General features: G+C 42.3%; 17 protein-coding genes. 2 read left to right on the top strand and 15 right to left on the bottom strand.

The window, feature by feature from the left end; genetic code table 11:
* Nucleotides 1–513: 513 nt before the first annotated feature.
* The 14 genes from VQ643_RS11885 to VQ643_RS11820 form a co-directional block, all read right to left on the bottom strand.
* Entirely contained in the window at nt 514–2145 is a 1632-nt protein-coding gene (locus VQ643_RS11885; protein WP_414200009.1) for an autotransporter outer membrane beta-barrel domain-containing protein, read from the bottom strand.
* 413 nt (nt 2146–2558) lie between these two features.
* Nucleotides 2559–3539, bottom strand: a complete 981-nt coding sequence (gene lipA / locus VQ643_RS11880) for a lipoyl synthase (RefSeq protein WP_414200008.1) — start codon at nt 3537–3539, stop codon at nt 2559–2561.
* Nucleotides 3530–4189: a lipoyl(octanoyl) transferase LipB gene (gene lipB / locus VQ643_RS11875; protein WP_414200007.1), complete on the bottom strand. Its 660-nt coding sequence runs from the start codon at nt 4187–4189 to the stop codon at nt 3530–3532. Before lipB ends, lipA begins: the two co-directional genes overlap by 10 nt.
* Entirely contained in the window at nt 4189–4467 is a 279-nt protein-coding gene (locus VQ643_RS11870; protein ID WP_414200006.1) for a DUF493 domain-containing protein, read from the bottom strand. The genes lipB and VQ643_RS11870 overlap by 1 nt, the downstream gene beginning before the upstream one ends.
* Nucleotides 4468–4496: 29 nt before the next feature.
* Nucleotides 4497–5693, bottom strand: coding sequence for a D-alanyl-D-alanine carboxypeptidase family protein (locus VQ643_RS11865; protein WP_414200005.1), 1197 nt, complete (start codon nt 5691–5693; stop codon nt 4497–4499).
* A gap of 61 nt (nt 5694–5754) precedes the next feature.
* Nucleotides 5755–6768, bottom strand: coding sequence for a septal ring lytic transglycosylase RlpA family protein (locus VQ643_RS11860; RefSeq protein ID WP_414200004.1), 1014 nt, complete (start codon nt 6766–6768; stop codon nt 5755–5757).
* A gap of 3 nt (nt 6769–6771) precedes the next feature.
* Nucleotides 6772–7758 (bottom strand): lytic murein transglycosylase B, encoded by a 987-nt coding sequence (gene mltB, locus VQ643_RS11855; RefSeq protein ID WP_414200003.1) that lies wholly within the window; start codon nt 7756–7758, stop codon nt 6772–6774.
* 272 nt (nt 7759–8030) lie between these two features.
* The gene (gene xpt, locus VQ643_RS11850) at nt 8031–8603 is read right to left on the bottom strand and encodes a xanthine phosphoribosyltransferase (protein WP_414200002.1); all 573 of its coding nucleotides are present in this window, start codon (nt 8601–8603) and stop codon (nt 8031–8033) included.
* A 103-nt stretch (nt 8604–8706) separates the two neighbouring features.
* Nucleotides 8707–9846, bottom strand: a complete 1140-nt coding sequence (gene rodA, locus VQ643_RS11845) for a rod shape-determining protein RodA (protein ID WP_414200001.1) — start codon at nt 9844–9846, stop codon at nt 8707–8709.
* Nucleotides 9843–11738 carry a penicillin-binding protein 2 gene (gene mrdA, locus VQ643_RS11840; RefSeq protein ID WP_414200000.1) on the bottom strand — a complete coding sequence of 632 codons (1896 nt, stop codon included), beginning with the start codon at nt 11736–11738 and terminating at the stop codon, nt 9843–9845. Before mrdA ends, rodA begins: the two co-directional genes overlap by 4 nt.
* Nucleotides 11739–11747: 9 nt before the next feature.
* Nucleotides 11748–12215, bottom strand: a complete 468-nt coding sequence (gene rlmH, locus VQ643_RS11835) for a 23S rRNA (pseudouridine(1915)-N(3))-methyltransferase RlmH (RefSeq protein ID WP_414199999.1) — start codon at nt 12213–12215, stop codon at nt 11748–11750.
* Nucleotides 12215–12574 (bottom strand): ribosome silencing factor, encoded by a 360-nt coding sequence (rsfS, locus tag VQ643_RS11830; RefSeq protein ID WP_414199998.1) that lies wholly within the window; start codon nt 12572–12574, stop codon nt 12215–12217. The genes rlmH and rsfS overlap by 1 nt, the downstream gene beginning before the upstream one ends.
* Nucleotides 12575–12594: 20 nt before the next feature.
* On the bottom strand, nt 12595–13233 hold the full coding sequence (gene nadD / locus VQ643_RS11825; RefSeq protein ID WP_414199997.1) for a nicotinate-nucleotide adenylyltransferase: 639 nt from the start codon (nt 13231–13233) through the stop codon (nt 12595–12597).
* Nucleotides 13226–14491, bottom strand: coding sequence for a glutamate-5-semialdehyde dehydrogenase (locus VQ643_RS11820; RefSeq protein WP_414199996.1), 1266 nt, complete (start codon nt 14489–14491; stop codon nt 13226–13228). Before VQ643_RS11820 ends, nadD begins: the two co-directional genes overlap by 8 nt.
* 128 nt (nt 14492–14619) lie before the next feature.
* Here VQ643_RS11820 and VQ643_RS11815 point away from each other — a divergent pair, with 128 nt between their 5' ends.
* Both VQ643_RS11815 and VQ643_RS11810 read left to right on the top strand, forming a co-directional pair.
* Nucleotides 14620–15318 carry a DNA-3-methyladenine glycosylase gene (locus tag VQ643_RS11815; protein ID WP_414199995.1) on the top strand — a complete coding sequence of 233 codons (699 nt, stop codon included), beginning with the start codon at nt 14620–14622 and terminating at the stop codon, nt 15316–15318.
* Nucleotides 15318–16628 carry a bifunctional DedA family/phosphatase PAP2 family protein gene (locus VQ643_RS11810; RefSeq protein ID WP_414199993.1) on the top strand — a complete coding sequence of 437 codons (1311 nt, stop codon included), beginning with the start codon at nt 15318–15320 and terminating at the stop codon, nt 16626–16628. The genes VQ643_RS11815 and VQ643_RS11810 overlap by 1 nt, the downstream gene beginning before the upstream one ends.
* Nucleotides 16629–16696: 68 nt before the next feature.
* On the opposite strand, the gene VQ643_RS11805 is transcribed toward VQ643_RS11810, so the two are convergent.
* The gene (locus VQ643_RS11805) at nt 16697–18238 is read right to left on the bottom strand and encodes a cation:proton antiporter (protein ID WP_414199992.1); all 1542 of its coding nucleotides are present in this window, start codon (nt 18236–18238) and stop codon (nt 16697–16699) included.
* Nucleotides 18239–18393 lie beyond the last annotated feature (155 nt).

The raw sequence follows: 18393 nt of genomic DNA, 5'->3' as shown, positions 1-18393 counted from the left end.
TTATAAGAATCAAGCTTAGCCTGCATAAATCATAAATAACTAGTTTAAGGGAGAAGGTCACCTAGAACAGGGGAAGAGTATGATGCAATGGTATCCTGATTATTTCGATAGCTTAGTGTAGTAATGAATTTACACGGTGTTAGAGTTATTTTCTTAAGATGACGTTGGGATCGATGAAAAACCTGTGCTTCACTATATCTATAACAATATTTTTAATTAATCAGAAACTTTTTTAAACATCCCTCATCAGAAAATAAAGTCTCTTCAGCAAAACATAATTGAATCCCCGAAAAATTATTTTCAATAGTCGCGTTCCAATGCCCTCTAGAATACGCTTCCCAAAACCGAAAACGATCAAAACCAATTCGTAATTCATCTAATGTACCATCATAAAACTCCCAGCTATTTTCATTGATAAGAATTTCTCCATCTCGCAGGCAAAAAAATCCCGCTCTATAAAGAAGCGGGATAAAGAGAAGGAACTAAGTTATTAGGCGATTTTTCAATACTCCATTAGAAATTATAGTTAAATACTAACTGCCCTAAGCTATTACGGAATTTATCGCTACCTTGTTGCACGCCAATATGAGCAGAAATACTTGAATGCTCTGTAATGTTGCCTTTAGCACCTAGTTTTAACTCACCCACGTTGCGCCCAATCTTGCTGTCTTTACGGGTGTTATTAACATACACGCCGTTGTCGACACCATTATGTAGCCAGTTCAACTCAACAAAAGGCAAGACGCCTACTTGGTTTTCTTTATAGCCATAGAAACGCGCACCTACACGAGTAGTAAAACCATTGCTTTTATTGTTTTTAAAGCGTGTTTCGTTTTTGTCAGTAAAGTCATCCATTTTTAGGTAGTTATAGGTGGCTTGTGCGTGAGGCTCTAATATCCAGGTATTATACTCGGTACGTCCTACTTCAAAGCCATAGCCCCCTTCGATAGACAGCGCTAGACCGTTACCTTTGTATTTTTTAGAGCTATTGGCTTGAGCAGCACCACTGAGTTCATTACTAAAGTGAGCGTAATGCCCCCAGATATCAACAAAAGCACCTTTGTTATCATCTTGTGGCATCCAACTATAATAACCGCCTAACTGTATGCCTTTAACGCTACCTTTTACTTCTGAACCAGTAAGCTTAGAGCGGTTTTTAACATCGCTATCGCCATAACCAAAGAACACGCCTGCTACTTTACCTTCTTGTTCATCGCGGTATAAATCAGCACCTACCTGAACTAATGAGGTGTCTACTTTTAGTTTTTGTGTGCCTTTAAGCTGTTCAGTATTCATGTGGTTATATTGAACGCGGGCCCATACAGTTTCATCAGGCGCACGAGCATTGTCACGGCGATCTAAGATATTTTGGTTAAACATGTTAGCCGCTGCATATTGGTTACCTAGATAACCACCAATATTAGGGTTAGGTAGATACACTTTGGTATCTGTGTCTTTTAAGAAATTACGCAAATAGAAGCCATCCGCATCGCCATGAGCGTTTTCACCAAAGAGTAAGTACTCATACTCACCAAAAGTAACAGGACCCGCTAAGGTAAAGGCGGTTTTATCTTGAGTACCTAAGGTTTTGATGATTTGGATGCCATCATCAACGGTTTTGCCGCCTGTGCTGGCTTGGGCTATAGAAATGGCCACTTTAGTGCTATCAGTACCTTTAATAATGTTGTCAGCTACCAACATATCACTACGACTATTAGCACCGCCTTCATTTAGGGTAGTAGCTACTTTTAATACGCCGCCACTGGTAGTGAAGTTACCATTGCCATTGTTGCCTGCTGTCGTTTTATCGCCTGTAATAACAAAAACATTGCCTGATAAACCTGAACCGCGAATATCTAACACACCACTGTGATTAAAGTCTTTAACGCCCAATAATTGGCCATGTTGAATACCTTCTTCGCCACTACTTAGCGCACCTGTAGGTGTATATTCACCTGTTGTATCGTTGTTTGCTACGCCATTAACAGCCATTAACTCAATGCTGCCAGTGTTGTTAATGGTTCCGTCATTGAAGTTAGAGATAGCGACATGTTTGCCACCATTATCTTGCTTGCGAACTGAAAATAATCCTGCATTATCTATATTTAAAGCAGTTTCATTATTCGCTGTAATATAACCTTGCATTGTACCTATGTTGGTTAAAGTAACATCACTTGCTACTGTTGAACCTGATATATTTATTGCATGGTCATTTAGAGAGCCAATAAATCCAGCATTATTAATGCTATATTTACTATTACCACCCTGTTCAATCTCAAGCTTCTCAGTATTGGCTTTTTATATATACAGGAGCCTAGCGGCTTAGATAATACCACCATGAAAATTTTTCTGGATCGACTGTAAATGAAGCTGTATTACCCACTAAAACGACAATCAGTTGAATCGCTTGAAAAGCTATTAGTGAGTCATTTTTATTACAACAGGAGCAGGCAAAACTCAAACTAAAAGGCCTGAGTCCGATACTGTATCGAGCTCAGGCCCTAATCCCCAATAAATAAGGTGAGTCAAAAAGCAGGTTTTATTCTAGCTATAGTAAATCAACTATTTTTTGCAGCATGGGCTTGTTGATCAGCATGATAAGAGGAACGCACTAATGGGCCTGCAGCCACATTTTTAAAACCCATTTTATAGCCTTCTTCTTCAAACATTTTAAATACATCTGGATGTACAAAACGTTGTACTGGCAAATGGCTACGTGAAGGCTGCAAATACTGACCAAGCGTTAGCATATCAATATCATGGGCTCGCATGTCGCGCATAACGTCCAATACTTCCTCGTCTGTTTCACCCAAACCAAGCATCAAACCAGATTTAGTAGGAACATGAGGCACACGACGCTTAAATTCCTGTAATAGTTTTAAGGACCAATGATAGTCAGAACCTGGACGTGATGATTTATACAGCCTAGGCACTGTCTCTAAATTATGATTAAACACATCTGGAGGTGTTTGCTCTGTAATATCCAGCGCAATATCCATACGTCCACGGTAATCAGGCACTAGCGTTTCTAGCTTAACTTCAGGCGATAACGCACGAATTTCACGTAAACAATCGGCAAAATGTTGAGCACCACCATCACGTAAATCATCACGGTCAACAGAAGTAATTACAATATACTTCAGCTTCATATCAGCAATGGCTTTAGCTAAGTTTTTTGGTTCGTTTTCATCTAGGGCTTTTGGACGGCCATGGCCCACATCACAGAACGGGCAACGTCGCGTACAAATATCGCCCATAATCATAAAGGTAGCGGTGCCACTTGAGAAGCACTCACCGAGATTGGGACATGATGCTTCCTCACAAACGCTGTGTAAGCTATGTGAGCGGAGCATTTTCTTAATGCGATCAACTTCTGGCGATACTGGAATACGAACGCGGATCCAATCAGGTTTTGGTGGAAGTTCGTCAGTCGGGATCACCTTAACAGGGATACGCGCTACTTTATCAGCACCACGTAACTTCACACCGGCTTCTACTTTTTGTGGCGTGGCTTTGCTTTGTTCGTTGTTCATGACCATTCAATCTCACCCGATAGGGTTTTATATTGGCTGTAATGCAACTGTTGTAACAGGCATTCTTGCAACCTTGCAACCACCTCGTCAAATACTACGGGGTGATCGGTTTCATCTTTTAATTGGGTCATGCGAAGTCCTGCATAACCACAAGGGTTGATACGTTGAAACGGCTGTAAATCCATATCTAAATTTAAGGCCAAGCCATGGAACGAGCGTCCATTACGAATGCGTAAGCCTAAAGATGCTATTTTAGCATCATTCACATAAACACCAGGAGCATCTTTTTTGGCTACGGCTGTTACAGCATAACTAGCAAGGAGTTGAATAATAGATTGCTCAATACAGGTGACTAACTCTCGTACACCTATGCCTAGACGTCGCACATCTATCATCAGATAAACCACTAGCTGCCCTGGTCCGTGATAGGTTACTTGACCACCACGATCCACTTGCACTATAGGAATCTCACCTGCGGCTAACACATGCTCTGCTTTTCCCGCTTGTCCTTGGGTAAACACAGGCTCATGCTGTAGAAACCATAGTTCATCTAAGGTTTCTGCTTGCCTAGAATCAGTAAAAGCCTGCATAGCATGCCATGCAGGTTCATAAGGAAGAATGCCTAAATGACGAACACCTATTGGTAAATCGCTCATTACAATACCATGCGCACTACGCCAGTATCTCTAAGGTCTTCATTAAGCTTTTGTAGTTGCTCTGGCCCTGTAGCTGTTATATGTACTTGTACAGAGACAAAGCGACCATTACTGCTGTCTCGCACACTAATACGTTGTTCATCCACTTCGGGAGCGTGGCGCTTTACCACTTCCATGATCTTAGTAATGAACTGATCGTGACTATCTCCAATAATTTTTACTGGATAGTTTGTGCAAGGAAACTCAATTTTAGGTGCCTGAGGTTCTTGATCGGCCATCTTTACCTCCGTAGCCTAATGCTACTTAATTAACTAAATAAGCCAACAAAGAAAAGTTTAATGCTATCCCATAGACGACCAAAGAAACCGGCTTCTTCAACTGCCTCAAGTGCAATCAAATCTGTCGTTTTGATTACTTGATCACCTAAGCGTACTTCTACTTTACCAACTATATCACCAGCAGATATGGGGGCGATAAGCTGCTCATTCAAGAGCATTTGGGCTTCTAAGTTTTTACTTTGACCACGTGGTAAGGTTAGCGCGAGATTATTGGCCAAACCTACTTTGATGTGTTCTGTTTGCCCTTTCCATACACGGGCTTTATCTAACTCAGCCCCTGCTTGGTAAAAGGTTTTGCTCTCATAAAAACGAAAGCCATAGGTTAACAATTTCTGTGTTTCTGCAGCACGCGCTGCTTCACTGCTAGTACCAAATACGGAGGCGATTAAGCGCATATCTTCACGCACAGCTGAAGCAACTAAGCAATAACCTGCTTCTGCGGTATGACCGGTTTTTAAGCCATCTACCGTTTTGTCACGCCATAATAATAAATTGCGGTTGGGCTGTTTGATATTGTTCCAAGTAAATTCTTTTTGCTTGTAAATATCATAGTGCGCGGCATCTTCAAAAATAATAGCACGCGCTAGTTTTGCCATGTCATTCGCACTGGAGTAATGCGTTGGTGAAGGTAATCCTGTTGCATTCTCAAAATGCGTATTGGCTAAACCCAGTTTTTGGGCTGTGCTGTTCATCACATCGGCAAAGGCTTCTTCGCTGCCTGCCATGTATTCAGCAATAGCTACACTGGCATCATTTCCTGACTGAATAATTACGCCATGTAATAAATCACTCACAGAAACCTGTGAGTTGACTTTAATAAACATGCGAGAACCTTCCATGCGCCAAGCTTTTTCACTAATAGTGACTAAATCTTGCTCACCTATACGGCCTTCTTTGATGCCTTTAGTCGCAACATAAGCAGTCATTAGTTTAGTTAAACTTGCTGGTGGTAAACGCTCATCGCCATTATGCTCAACTAGAATCTGGCCTGTTGCCGCATCCATCAATACATAGGATTTAGCCGCCAGTTCCGGCATTGCAGGAATTACTGTGGGAGCAGCCGCTGGCGCAGGAAGGGGTGTTGGCGTTGGATTAGCCAATGCAACAGAAGCACCAACAAGAGTGGCTGAAAAAATAAACGCTTGAAAACTACGGGTGAAATTCATGATGTACTCAATAAAAGGTCAGCAGGTCAATGGCTGATAGACCATTAATTCATTGATTTGTTTAGTCAAATTTTACTAATGCAGCTTGCCCTAGATTAGCGCGTGCTATTTGCTCTTGCAATTGTTCCGCTGCTGATAAACTTGCAATAGGCCCTAAGCGTACACGATGTAAGACAAGTTTGTCTTTTACTGTTGAGCTAATTTCTACAGGTGCATTACTAATAAGACTTAGTTTATCGCGTAATAGTTGTGCAGCGTCCGGGTTGGCGAAGGCACCAACTTGGAGATAAAGGCCATCGGCTGGAAATGTAGCGTTTTTTTTTGAGTCAATTTCCTCAGGAACAGTGGCACTGGCATGCTGTGTTGCTGGCGGAACATAGGTTTCCTGGGCTGGCTCTAGTTTAGGCCATGCCAATGGTTTTCCTTGCGCAGGCGCTGCGGCATATTTACCATCAGCTAGTACTAAAGGTACCGGCTGTCCACGCTGAGCCCACCATTTAGCTGGGTCAATACCTTCTACTTTAACTCGAGCTACACCTTTGTCGGCATAACCTAGCTTTTTGGCTGCGGCAAAAGAAAGGTCAATAATACGATCTGAGTAAAAAGGTCCGCGGTCATTTACTCGCAAGGTTACGCTAAGACCGTTTTCTAAGTTAGTTACTTTTACATAGCTAGGCAGTGGTAGGGTTTTATGGGCAGCGGTCATACCATAAAGATCATACTGTTCACCATTGGCTGTGTTCTGCCCATGAAACTTAGTACCATACCATGAGGCTGTGCCTACTTCTGAATAATTATGCGCGCTTTGTATTGGATAATACCTTGTACCCATTACTGTATAAGGGGCAGCTTTATAGCGGCCATTATGCGGCATTGGTACTGCATCAGGAATATGTGACACGTCGATATCCCACCAAGGTGCTCCATCGCTACCTGGTCGGTTATAAATACTAGGACCACTAATAGCTCCGCCAGGTTTAACTACAGGCTGTGGTTTTACAGCTTTGCGTGTACCACAGCTAGTTAAGGCAAGAGTAACAGCTAGCATTAGGCTAATAGAAACAATTTTACGCATGCTTTATCCCTTACGAGCTTGCTTCATGAGCTGCGCTAAGTCATGCACGGCCATGGCATACATTACACTGCGATTGTAACGTGTAATGGTTTGAAAATTGTTGAGCCCTAACCAGTATTCATCACCCTGTTCTGCTTCTAATTTAAAGGTTGTTACTTTTAAATTATCTGGCAAAGCGGTTATAGGTGCCCATCCTAAGTTTTTAAGTTGTTTAACTGTAAATTTGTCGTCGATTTTTACAGATAAGCCTTTAGCTACATTTTGCCCAGCTACCTTGGCTTGTACAGTGACTAATTCTCCAGCTTGCCATTTATGCTTGGCAAAATAGTTGGCAACACTGCCAATAGCATCTGTTGGATTGGTCCAAATATTAATATGCCCATCACCATCAAAGTCGACAGCATAGGCTCTAAAGCTGCTTGGCATAAACTGTGGTAAGCCCATTGCGCCAGCATAAGAACCCGTTAGCTCTAACGGATTAACCTGCTCTTCACGTGCCAGAATTAAAAACTCTTTGAGCTCTTTACGAAAAAAAGGCGCCCGTGGAGGATAATCAAAGGCTAAGGTTGATAGCGCATCAATAACACGGTGCTTTCCGGTATTGCCACCATACATGGTTTCCACACCAATAATAGCTACAATATACTCTGCTGGAACGCCATATTCTTGTTCTGCACGCATTAGCGCTGCTTCATTTTTACTCCAAAACGCTAAGCCTTGGTCAAGGCGCTGTTGTGTAATAAAAATAGGTCGATATTCTTTCCAAGGCTTAACACGCTCTGCAGGGCGAGAAATGGCATCCAAAATATATTGTTGGCGCTGGGCATTTGCAAAAACGGTGTGCAATGTCTCTGGAATAAAGCCATGCTCTGCTTCCATTTCTTGAATAAACGCAGCAGCAGCGGCAGATTGCTCGTAATTTTGGGCAATAACAGGGAAGGCTAAACAGCTAGAAAGGATAACAGAGAAAACAAGCTTTTTGAAAAACATTAAGCAACCCGCATGACAGTAAATTCTTAACGTACAACATAGCAAAAATTACTCGTAAAATCACTTAAACTACTGATTTTATATAGTTACTCTTGGTTAAATCACATTTCATCATCTTTTCATAAAGTTTCTGCTCATGCAGAGGATGCCAAATTTAGGCAAATGATGAGCAACTTACATTATATTGATGAGTATTATGCAAAAACATTAGCCCCATTCTAAAGGATAATAACGCTAAAACGCACCTAAAAAGGTGCGCTTTGTTAAGGTAGCTAGTCGTTTTTAATCGAAATTTTGCAGTTAGATAAATCAGTGATGGTGGCTAACGCTTCTACACGCACACCGCGCTCTTCTAGCACTTTACGTCCATCTTGAAAGCCTTTTTCAATAATAAAGCCCATGCCCACGAGGTTAGCGCCCGCTTGCTCAACCAAGTCAAGAATACCTAGAGCAGCGTTACCATAAGCTAAGAAGTCATCAACAAATAAGACATTATCATCAGGGGTTAGGAAGTCTTTACTGATCACTACATCATAGGTGCGGTTTTTGGTAAACGAATGTACTTGAGTATGCAGGATATTTTGCATGGTACTCGGTGTCTTTTTCTTGGCGAAAACAACAGGTAAATTCAGCAAATAGCCCGTCATAATCGCTGGGGCAATACCGCTAGCCTCAATTGTCATGATTTTATTAACATTGGAGCCTGCAAAGCGACGCACAAACTCAACGCCAATACCCTTCATTAAGGTTGGATCCATTTGATGGTTAATGAAGCTATCAACCTTTAAAATACCGCCTTCATAACAGCGCCCATCCTGTAGAATGCGTTCTTTTAATAATTTCATGTAAAGCTAATCCAGTATTTGCAAAAAGTAATTATACCCATAAGGCTAATAACTTGCGATTTGCAGCATGACTTTTTTGCAAAATAATCTATTTTTCTCTGCATTAAGTCGGCACAATCCATTTTCGGTGTGTATGAATTGACATCAAAATACCAAATCCAGCTAACAAGGTGACAATTGAAGTACCACCATAGCTAATAAAGGGTAAAGGTACACCTACAATAGGTAAAATTCCGCTGACCATGCCTATATTTACAAAAACATAAACAAAGAAAGTAAGGGTTAGTGAACCTGCTAAAAGCTTTCCAAAAACACTTTGCGCCTGTGCAGCTATTACTAAGCCACGCATAATGAGTAAGGTGTAAAGTATTAATAATAGCCCCACACCCACCATTCCAAACTCTTCTGCTAATACTGCAACAATAAAATCAGTATGGCTTTCTGGTAAAAAGTCTAAATGGGATTGAGTGCCTAATAGATAACCCTTGCCAAAGATACCACCTGAGCCAATGGCTATTTGTGACTGGTTAATATTCCAACCGGCACCTAAAGGGTCAAGACTAGGGTCAAATAAGGTAAGTACACGACGCTTTTGGTAGTCATGCATATAGAAATACCATAAGCCTACAGCGGCTGGGATAGCAGCTGCAACCGCACCTGCAATCCATCCCCAACGCAAACCACCTAGAAACAATGCAAAAACCCCAGAGGCTAAAACTAGCAACGCTGTTCCTAAGTCTGGCTGACGTGCAATCAAAACAAAAGGTAATAGCAGCGCCACAGCACTAATAGATAAATGCTTTAGTGTTGGCGGCAAACTATATTTGGCGATATACCATGCAATGGTACAAGGCATGGCGATTTTCATAAATTCAGCCGGCTGGAAGCGAATAACCCCTGGAATATTAATCCAACGTGTAGCCCCCATGGCATTATGCCCTACAACATCTACCACAATGAGTAGAATCAGACCTAGAAAGTAACCAAGCCATGTCCAGCGGGCAATAAATCGAGGTTCAATTTGTGCGATAAAAATCATCACTAATAGGCCAACACCAAAGGAGCTGGCCTGTTTAGTCACCATATCTATGCTTTTACTACTGGCAGAATAAAGTACTACCAAGCCAATACCAGCAATCATTAATAAAAATAACAGCAACCAACCATCAATATGCAAACGATGCAAGAGACTGGCACGTCGTTGGACTAAATCACCTTTTGGTAAGCTGGAGTCAAAATTCATTGATGAACGCCCTTTTCAGTACCATCACGATACTCCTCTTTGACCACCCCATTTTCATCCAGCAACCAAGCATCTAAAACGGCTTTAGCCACAGGTGATGCCACCCTTGCCCCTGCCTCACCATTTTCTACCATAACAGCCACTGCAATTTCAGGCTTTTTGGCTGGCGCATAGGCCACAAAAAGGGCATGGTCGCGTAAACGCTCATTTAATTTATCTCGATTATAACGCTCACCTTGTGGGATAGACTTAACCTGGGCCGTACCACTTTTACCAGCCATGCGATACATAGCTGAATTGCCTGTGCCACGAGCAGTACCTCGGGCACCATGCATGACGTCTTCCATACCTTCGCGAGCTATCTCCCAAAATTTAGGATTAGAAACCTCAATGTCCGGCATAGGATCAGGGTCAATAGGCTTCTCACCACCAATAGTTTTTGCTAAGTGCGGGCGAATCCACTTACCATTAGTTGCCATGAGCACAGTCGCTTGTGCCATTTGAATAGGCGTGGTTTGCATATAGCCTTGACCAATACCTAACATTACCGTTTCACCAGGAAACCATACTTGCTTAAAGCGGCGCTGTTTCCATTCAGGCGAAGGCATTAAGCCGGCCGTTTCTCCGTCCACATCTAAACCAACTCGCTGGCCAAAACCAAACTGTGACATATGCTTATGCAACAGTTTAACGCCCATTTCATTGGCCATTTCATAGAAAAAAGTGTCATTTGAGCGCGCCAGCGACAGTCTAATATCTACCCAGCCATCGCCATAACGATTCCAATTTCGAAATTTATGCGTGCTATTTTTTAGCTGAAAATAACCTGGATCAAATACTTTGGTATTTAAATTAATTTTTCCCGATTCTAGACCTGAGACAATTCCCATTGGCTTAATTACAGAGCCTGGTGGATATAAGCCACGGGCAAAACGGTTAAATAACGGCGCGTCAATAGAATCACGTAAGTCAGCATACGCTTTAAAACCAATGCCTAATACAAACTGGTTAGGATCAAAACTAGGCTGACTGACCATCGCCAGTATTTCACCTGTATTGACTTGGATAGCAACGATAGCGCCTCTTCGGCCGCCTAATGCCTGTTCAGCAGCAGCTTGCAACTTGGTATCTAAGGTTAGGTAAATATCTTTACCAGCAATAGGCTCAGTACGGCTAAGTACACGTAGTACACGACCGCGTGCATTAGTTTCGACCTCTTCAACACCTACTTGGCCTAGAAGCTGTTCTTCATAAAAGCGTTCAATACCTGTCTTGCCAATAAAGTTAGTACCACCATATAACACTGGGTCTAGCTTTTTCAGTTCTTCACTATTAATACGCCCTACATAACCAACGGTATGAGTGAAATGTTCGCCTTGTGGGTAATGACGTACAAACTGCACATCTTCTTCAATTCCAGGCAATAAATGTTGGTTAATCGCAAAGAGCGCTCGCTGCTCTTCAGTCAAGCCGCTCATAATTAATGCTGGTTCAAAAGGACGCCGGCTTTGTAATGCACGCCTCTCAAAGGTTTCTCGCTCTTCTGGGCTAAGCTGTAAAACCTCAACCAACTTATCAAGCACTTCACGCCAGTTTTTATTTTTACCTACTCGTTCAAGGGTGAACATTAAACTAAAACTAACGCGATTTTCAGCTAAGAGTACGCCATTACGGTCATAAATTAAGCCACGAGGAGGGGGTAATGCCCGCGTATGAATGCGGTTATTTTCAGCACGCGTGGTATAAACATCAAAGTTAACCACTTGCAAAATATAGAGCTGAACCAATAAACCTATAAACGCTAACAGCACCAGCCCTGCACTGACCAAAACACGGCTGCGCGCTATTCTTGCATCACGCTGATAACTATTTAGGTGAATAGGATCGCTCATATCAATCAACTACTTATGATAAGGGTGCCCAGACAATACCGTCCATGCGCGATAAATTTGCTCGCCAAGCAGTACTCTTACTAATGGGTGCGGTAGTGTTAGGGGCGAAAGCGACCAACGTTGCTCACTTCTAGCGCATACCTCAGGCGCAAGCCCTTCAGGCCCACCCACCATTAGGTTTATATTACGTGCATCTAAGCGCCAGCGCTCTAGTTCTTGCGCAAGTTGTTCAGTACTCCACGGTTTTCCAGTTACTTCTAAGGTAACTATCTTTTCACCTGGTTGAACTTTAGCCAACATAGCTTCACCTTCCTGGCGAATCAGTCGTTGAATATCAGCGTTTTTACCACGGGTCGTAAGCGGAATTTCTACCAGCTCTAGCGGTAAATCAGATGGCAAGCGTTTTACATACTCTTGCCACCCCATTTCCACCCAACGCGGCATTTTACTACCTACCGCAATTAGGCGTATACGCATTACTCTTGCCCTTCTTCGTGGTTCGCGCGGCTTTGTTCTGCTCCCTGCCATAAACGCTCAAGATCATAAAACTCGCGTGTTGCTGGTTGCATCACATGCACTACTACGGCGTTAAGGTCAATTAAAGCCCACTCACCTGAGTCCATACCTTCATTACCTAGTGGTTTAACACCTTGTTCTTTTACTTTCTCAATCACATTTTGCGCCATAGCTTTAACTTGGCGGTTAGATGCTCCCGAGGCAACTACCATATAATCAGTAATGCTGGTTTTACCGCGTACATCAATAGTAACAATATCCTTACCTTTCAATTCTTCTAAGGCATCAATTACTACTTTTACTAAATTTTCACTCTGCATAAATCTGTATTTACCTATGACTAGGACTGATAGAGTCCTTGTGTTTGAATATAGTTCAAAACCGTATCTGGCACTAAAAAACGCACCGATAGATTTTGGGCTAAACGCTGGCGTATTTGGGTTGCCGATACCGCCAGCGGTGTTTGCCAAACAAAACTAATCTGCCCTGCTGGACCTTGCAAAGCTTGCGGGCTCGCCACCGCACGAGCTGCAATCAAATCACGTAATGTTTGTGGTGCTTCAACATCAAAATCTGGTCGTTGAAGTACCAAAAGATGGCAATGCTGGAGTATTTCTTGCCAGCGATGCCATGTAGGTAGTCCACAAAACGCGTCCCAACCTAAGATCAAGAGCAGCTGATCATCTGTGCTCAATTGCTGGCGCAATACCAGCAAAGTGTCAATTGTCCATGACGGGGTATCACGTTGTAACTCTAGATCATCAACCGATAGGCCTTGTACATCTTGTACGGCTAATTGCACCATAGTTAAACGCTGCAGTGCATTCGCTGCGGGTTTGGCTCTGTGTGGTGGCAATGCATTAGGCATGAGGCGTAGCTCATCTAAGTGGTAGCTCTCCATCACTTCTAAGGCACTACGCAAATGCCCTATATGAATAGGGTTAAAAGTGCCTCCAAAAATGCCAATGCGTTTAGCCACGAATGTGTCCATCACCAAAAACTATATATTTTTCACTTGTTAGCCCTAACAAGCCAACAGGGCCGCGAGCATGCAGTTTATCGGTTGAAATACCAATTTCAGCGCCTAAACCATACTCAAAACCATCAGCAAAACGTGTTGAAGCGTTCACAATAACGGAGCTTGAATCAACTGCAGTTAGGAATTGGCGCGCATCTGTATAGTTTTCCGTGATAATGCCATCCGTATGGTGTGAACCATACTGATTAATATGCTCAATCGCCTGTTCCATGCTATCAAGAATCTTAATCGCTAAGACTGGTGCATTATACTCAGCGTACCAGTCTTCTTCACTCGCTAGTTTTACAAAATTTCCTAAAGCGGCTTGTGTACGCATACAACCACGTAATTCTACGTTTTTAGCTTGCAGTATCTTAGCTAAAGGTTTGAGCACATCCTCAATACGATTGCTATGTACTAATAAGGTTTCCATCGCATTACAGGGTGAGTAACGCTGAGTTTTCGCATTATCAGCCACACGAATTGCCATTTGCGCATTAGCGGCTTGATCAATATACAGATGGCAAACACCATCTAGATGTTTAATCACTGGTACTTTTGCATCACGACTAATGCGTTCAATTAATCCCTTACCACCACGTGGCACAATCACATCAACAAACTCAGGCATGCTAATTAATGCGCCAACCGCTTCTCTATCTGTAGTATTAACTACTTGCACGCTAGTATTCGGCAAGCCTGCAGCTTCCAATCCTGCGACTATGCACTTAGCTAAGGCTTGGTTAGAGTGGATCGCCTCTGAGCCGCCACGCAAGATTGTTGCATTGCCTGACTTTAAACATAAACTAGCAGCTTCTATGGTGACATTGGGGCGTGACTCATAAATAATCCCAACAACCCCTAACGGCACACGCATTTTACCTACTTGAATACCACTGGGCACATAGTGCATGTCACGAATTTCGCCAACAGGATCTGCCAGATTAGCGACTTGCCGCAAGCCTGTAATCATCTCGTCAATACGCTCAGGTGTAAGTGCTAAGCGATCTAACATAGCTTCTGTTAAGCCATTATCGCGCCCTGCTGTTAAATCTAGTTGATTCGCAGCCAGTAGCTCAACACGCGAGGCGTCAAGCGCATTGGCCATAGCTAGTAAGGCTTGATTCTTCTGTGCCGTGCTCGCGCGCGCTAATACTCTGGAAGCTTGGCGCGCGGCCTGGCCGAGACGCTGCATATATTCAAGTACGGACTCGGTCATTATTCATAAACCAATTATTCTATTAAACTGTGGATTATAGCTGCACCTTTATATAAAGCGCACAAGAACTCATTAATTTATCTTTTATTTACTGATAATGCACTGTTTAAAGTGCTACTTATTTGATTATGACACTTACGACCTCACTTCCATGGCAGACAGCCACCCCCTTAGCTACTGATTTTTTTAATCAAGATGCGTTAACACTGGCTAAAGCCTTGCTCGGCAAAGTGATTCGTCATCGTTTTAATGGGCATTGGCTGAGTGTGCGCATTATTGAAACTGAAGCCTATTTACTTTCCGACAAAGGTAGCCATGCATCACTAGGCTATACTGAAAAGCGCAAAGCTTTATTTATGGATGGCGGCATTATTTACATGTATTACGCGCGTGGAGGCGACTCGTTAAATTTTAGTGCTAAAGGCGCAGGCAATGCAGTGCTGATCAAATCCGCCTTTCCTTATTTTGATGCAATCTCGCCTGAATCTAGCCTGTCTATCTTGCAAGAAAACAATCCAAATAGAGATGGTAGTCAACGTAGTATTGGACGTTTATGCGCAGGTCAAACATTATTATGTCGCAGTCTTGGCTTAAAAGTGCCTGACTGGGACGCTCAACCCTTTGATACACAACGTTTATTTGTTGATGATTGCGCGCTCAAACCTGCAACCATTTTGCAAACCAAGCGTCTAGGTATTCCACAAGGGCGCGATGAAGACTTGCCTTATCGTTTCGTTGATAGCGATTTTGCACCTTATTGCACAAAAAACCCGCTGCGCCGCGGGCAAATTGAAAACCAAGACTACCGAGTATTAGTGAATCTCTAATGGAATTTTTTAATCAGTTTTTAGTATTTCTTGAAGCCAATAGCAATTGGCTAGGCCTGAGTATCTTTCTTATTGCCTTGCTGGAGTGCTTAGCTCTTGTTGGTCTTATTATGCCAGGTGTAGTCATGATGTTTGCTGTAACTGCATTGGCTGGGAAAATTAACATGCCACTTTGGCAAGTGATTTTATGGGCATGGGCGGGTGGCTTGCTTGGTGATTTCTTATCTTATTTCTTAGGTTTTAAGTTAAAAAACAATGTGCAAAAACTACCGCTTTTACGCAGCCACCCTCAATGGTTAAATCAAGCCGAGGTTTATTTCAATCGTTTCGGGGTTATTGGTCTATTTATTGGCCGATTTATCGGTCCATTACGCCCACTATTACCTATGACGGCTGGCATGCTAAAAATGAATAGTCTAACCTTTAGCATGGTGAGCCTCTTAGCGGCACTGGGCTGGGCCATTGCTTATAGTGCACCGGCTTGGCTGGTAGGTGCCGCTATAGATACCACTGTTCCTGAGCATTTTTGGTGGGAATTTGCTTGGATAGCCAGTGGTATTCTTCTAGTGTTAGCCGTAGCTTTGGTTGGTACAACACGCCAGCGCACATGGACTCATTTTGCAGTTATGTGCAGCGCTGCACTATTATTGATCAGTATTCTTTTTGGCTGGCGTTATCTTAATAGCTTTGACTTGCATATTCAGCATCTAACACAGCTTGCTCGTTCTGTTGATCTTGATAGGTTGATGGTAATTATTACCCGTATTGCTGACGTTAAAACTCAATTGATTGTCATAGCTACACTCTGTGCTTTCTTACTATTTTATAAACATTATCGTGCACTGATTTTTTCCTTAGGCACCATTGGCATCGCAGTTACCACCAATACCATTTTAAAGTTTATTTTTCAGCGCCCACGTCCAGAGTTACTCCTTGAACCCTACTCTGGATACAGTCTACCTAGCGGACATACTTCTGCCAGTTTTGCATTTTTTCTAGTATTAGGCGTTTTAATTAGCCGCGGGCAAATTCCACGAGGACGCATACTATGCCTGATGCTTGCTGTAGTACCCGCCATTGCTGTAGGTATCTCTCGTATTTATTTAGGTGCGCACTGGCCAAGTGATGTGATAGCAGGCGCTATGGTGGGCAGTTTAAGCTGTGCGTTCATGTTACAACTAGCACAGCGTTATCCTTTTAATCCTATCCCTGCTCGCCAACTGGCAATTATGGGTGCTGTCTGCCTCTGTGTCTTTATCGCACTTATTAGCTGGAAGTTAGGCACAGCACTAGCTGTATACCATTATTAACTATCTAAAATATAAGTCCGCAAACCACTTTATAGGGTGCGGACTTATTGTGATGTTACATAGTTTCTCTAGAAGTTTTCAGGATTTTCTAAACGATCTACTTCTTTTTGTACGGCTTGATATTCTTCTTGCGCTTGAACATGAGCATCATTACGTGTTGTTTCGCTCTCGCCAGCCACCGTTTCTTTAACAATCTGCTCAGAAACCACTTCGGTGTTATATACCTGTACTGACTCGCCCAAGGGGGTATCAACAATATGGTATTTAACACCACTACGGTTAAACTTATGGCAGAAACGTTGGTAGTATCCTTTAAAGCCTTTAGTGTCTTCATTTTCATTATGGTAAAAGGCGTTAATAACTTGCGGCAACCCCAAACCACAGACCAAGCCTGAGAACAGCACACTAAAGAACACATAGCCTAATAAAATTTCACTGTACTCTTTCAAAACAGGCAGATTAGCTACAGCAAGAATCAGCGCCAACGAGATGGCACCACGTACCCCAGCCCAAGATAGAATAAATAAACTACCGTTGTAACTGTTACGATGCACACTGGTAAAACGAAATGACATATAGTTAGCTAAAAAGCGCGCTATAAACAAGACAATAAAGGCAACTGCACCGCCAATTAATAATTTGCTGGTTAAATTGATAACGAAAAGCTCTAAACCAATCAGCGTAAATAAGAAAGAGTTAATAATTCCTTCAATGGTATGCCAAAAATGGTTCACATCATCAATTTCTTTTTTCTCAAGAATTTCTTGCCAGCGATTACCTACAATTAAGCCTGCAACCACACAAGCAATAGGCGCAGAAGCATGCACATAGAGTGATAGCAAATAAGAGCCAGCAGCCACTAAAGCTGTGGTTAAAATTAAGGACTCAGGCTCATGCTTGCCTTTCATCATTTTTAAACCAACAATGCCAAACCCAAAACCAATGAGACCTGCAATCAAGATTTCGGACAGTAAATCACCAAAAACAGCACCAATGGATAGACTTTGTCCACCTATCAGCCCTAATACTGTCATAAAGACGGCAATACACATGGCATCGTTAAATAAAGATTCACCTTCTAATTTAACCATCAAATGGTGAGGTGCTTTAATTGAACTTAGTACGCCTTTAATACCTATGGGGTCTGTTGCGCCCAAAGCAGCACCTAGCAATAATAGCACTAAGAAAGGCACTTCTGTTTGCATTACAAATTTTTGGAAAACCCACATAATGCCGGTGAAGATAAAGGCACAAATCACCAATGAAATAGTGGCTAGAATACCAATCGGCTTCCAATAGGCTTTAAGGTCTGAGACTTTAAATTTTAAGGCAGATGCCATCAAGATAAAGCAAATAGCGCCATTGATCAGAAAGTCATAAAAGTTAATGCTTTGAACAGCTTCTTTAATACCATTTAAGTTAATTTGAATAATGCTGTTATTGTGTAAGAGGTTATTTGCCAAAAACTGTAATGCCAATACCGCAACAGCAGAAACAATAGGAACGCCAATCGCACCTGGCAGCCCTAAGACGCGTTTATTAAATAACGTAGTTGCAATAGCCAATGAAAATACGACTACCATAACCTCCAATAAAGCTGTACTTCCCATAAAAAGTCCTTAGTTTTGGGTATAAAACACAACATAAAACAGCACTTTATGCTCTGCATTGTTGCAAAGATAGTAAGAATAAAACCAGAATCCGACCGTTTTTTCTGCGCAAGACAAAAGGCCAAGCAAGATCAGAAGAAAGGGAAAAACATCTA

Source organism: Pseudomonas sp. F1_0610 (genome assembly GCF_047470865.1).
Classification (GTDB): domain Bacteria; phylum Pseudomonadota; class Gammaproteobacteria; order Pseudomonadales; family Pseudomonadaceae; genus JAZDRH01.
The sequence above is the reverse complement of the archived record's forward strand: the minus strand, read 5'-3'. Positions and strand labels throughout refer to the sequence as shown.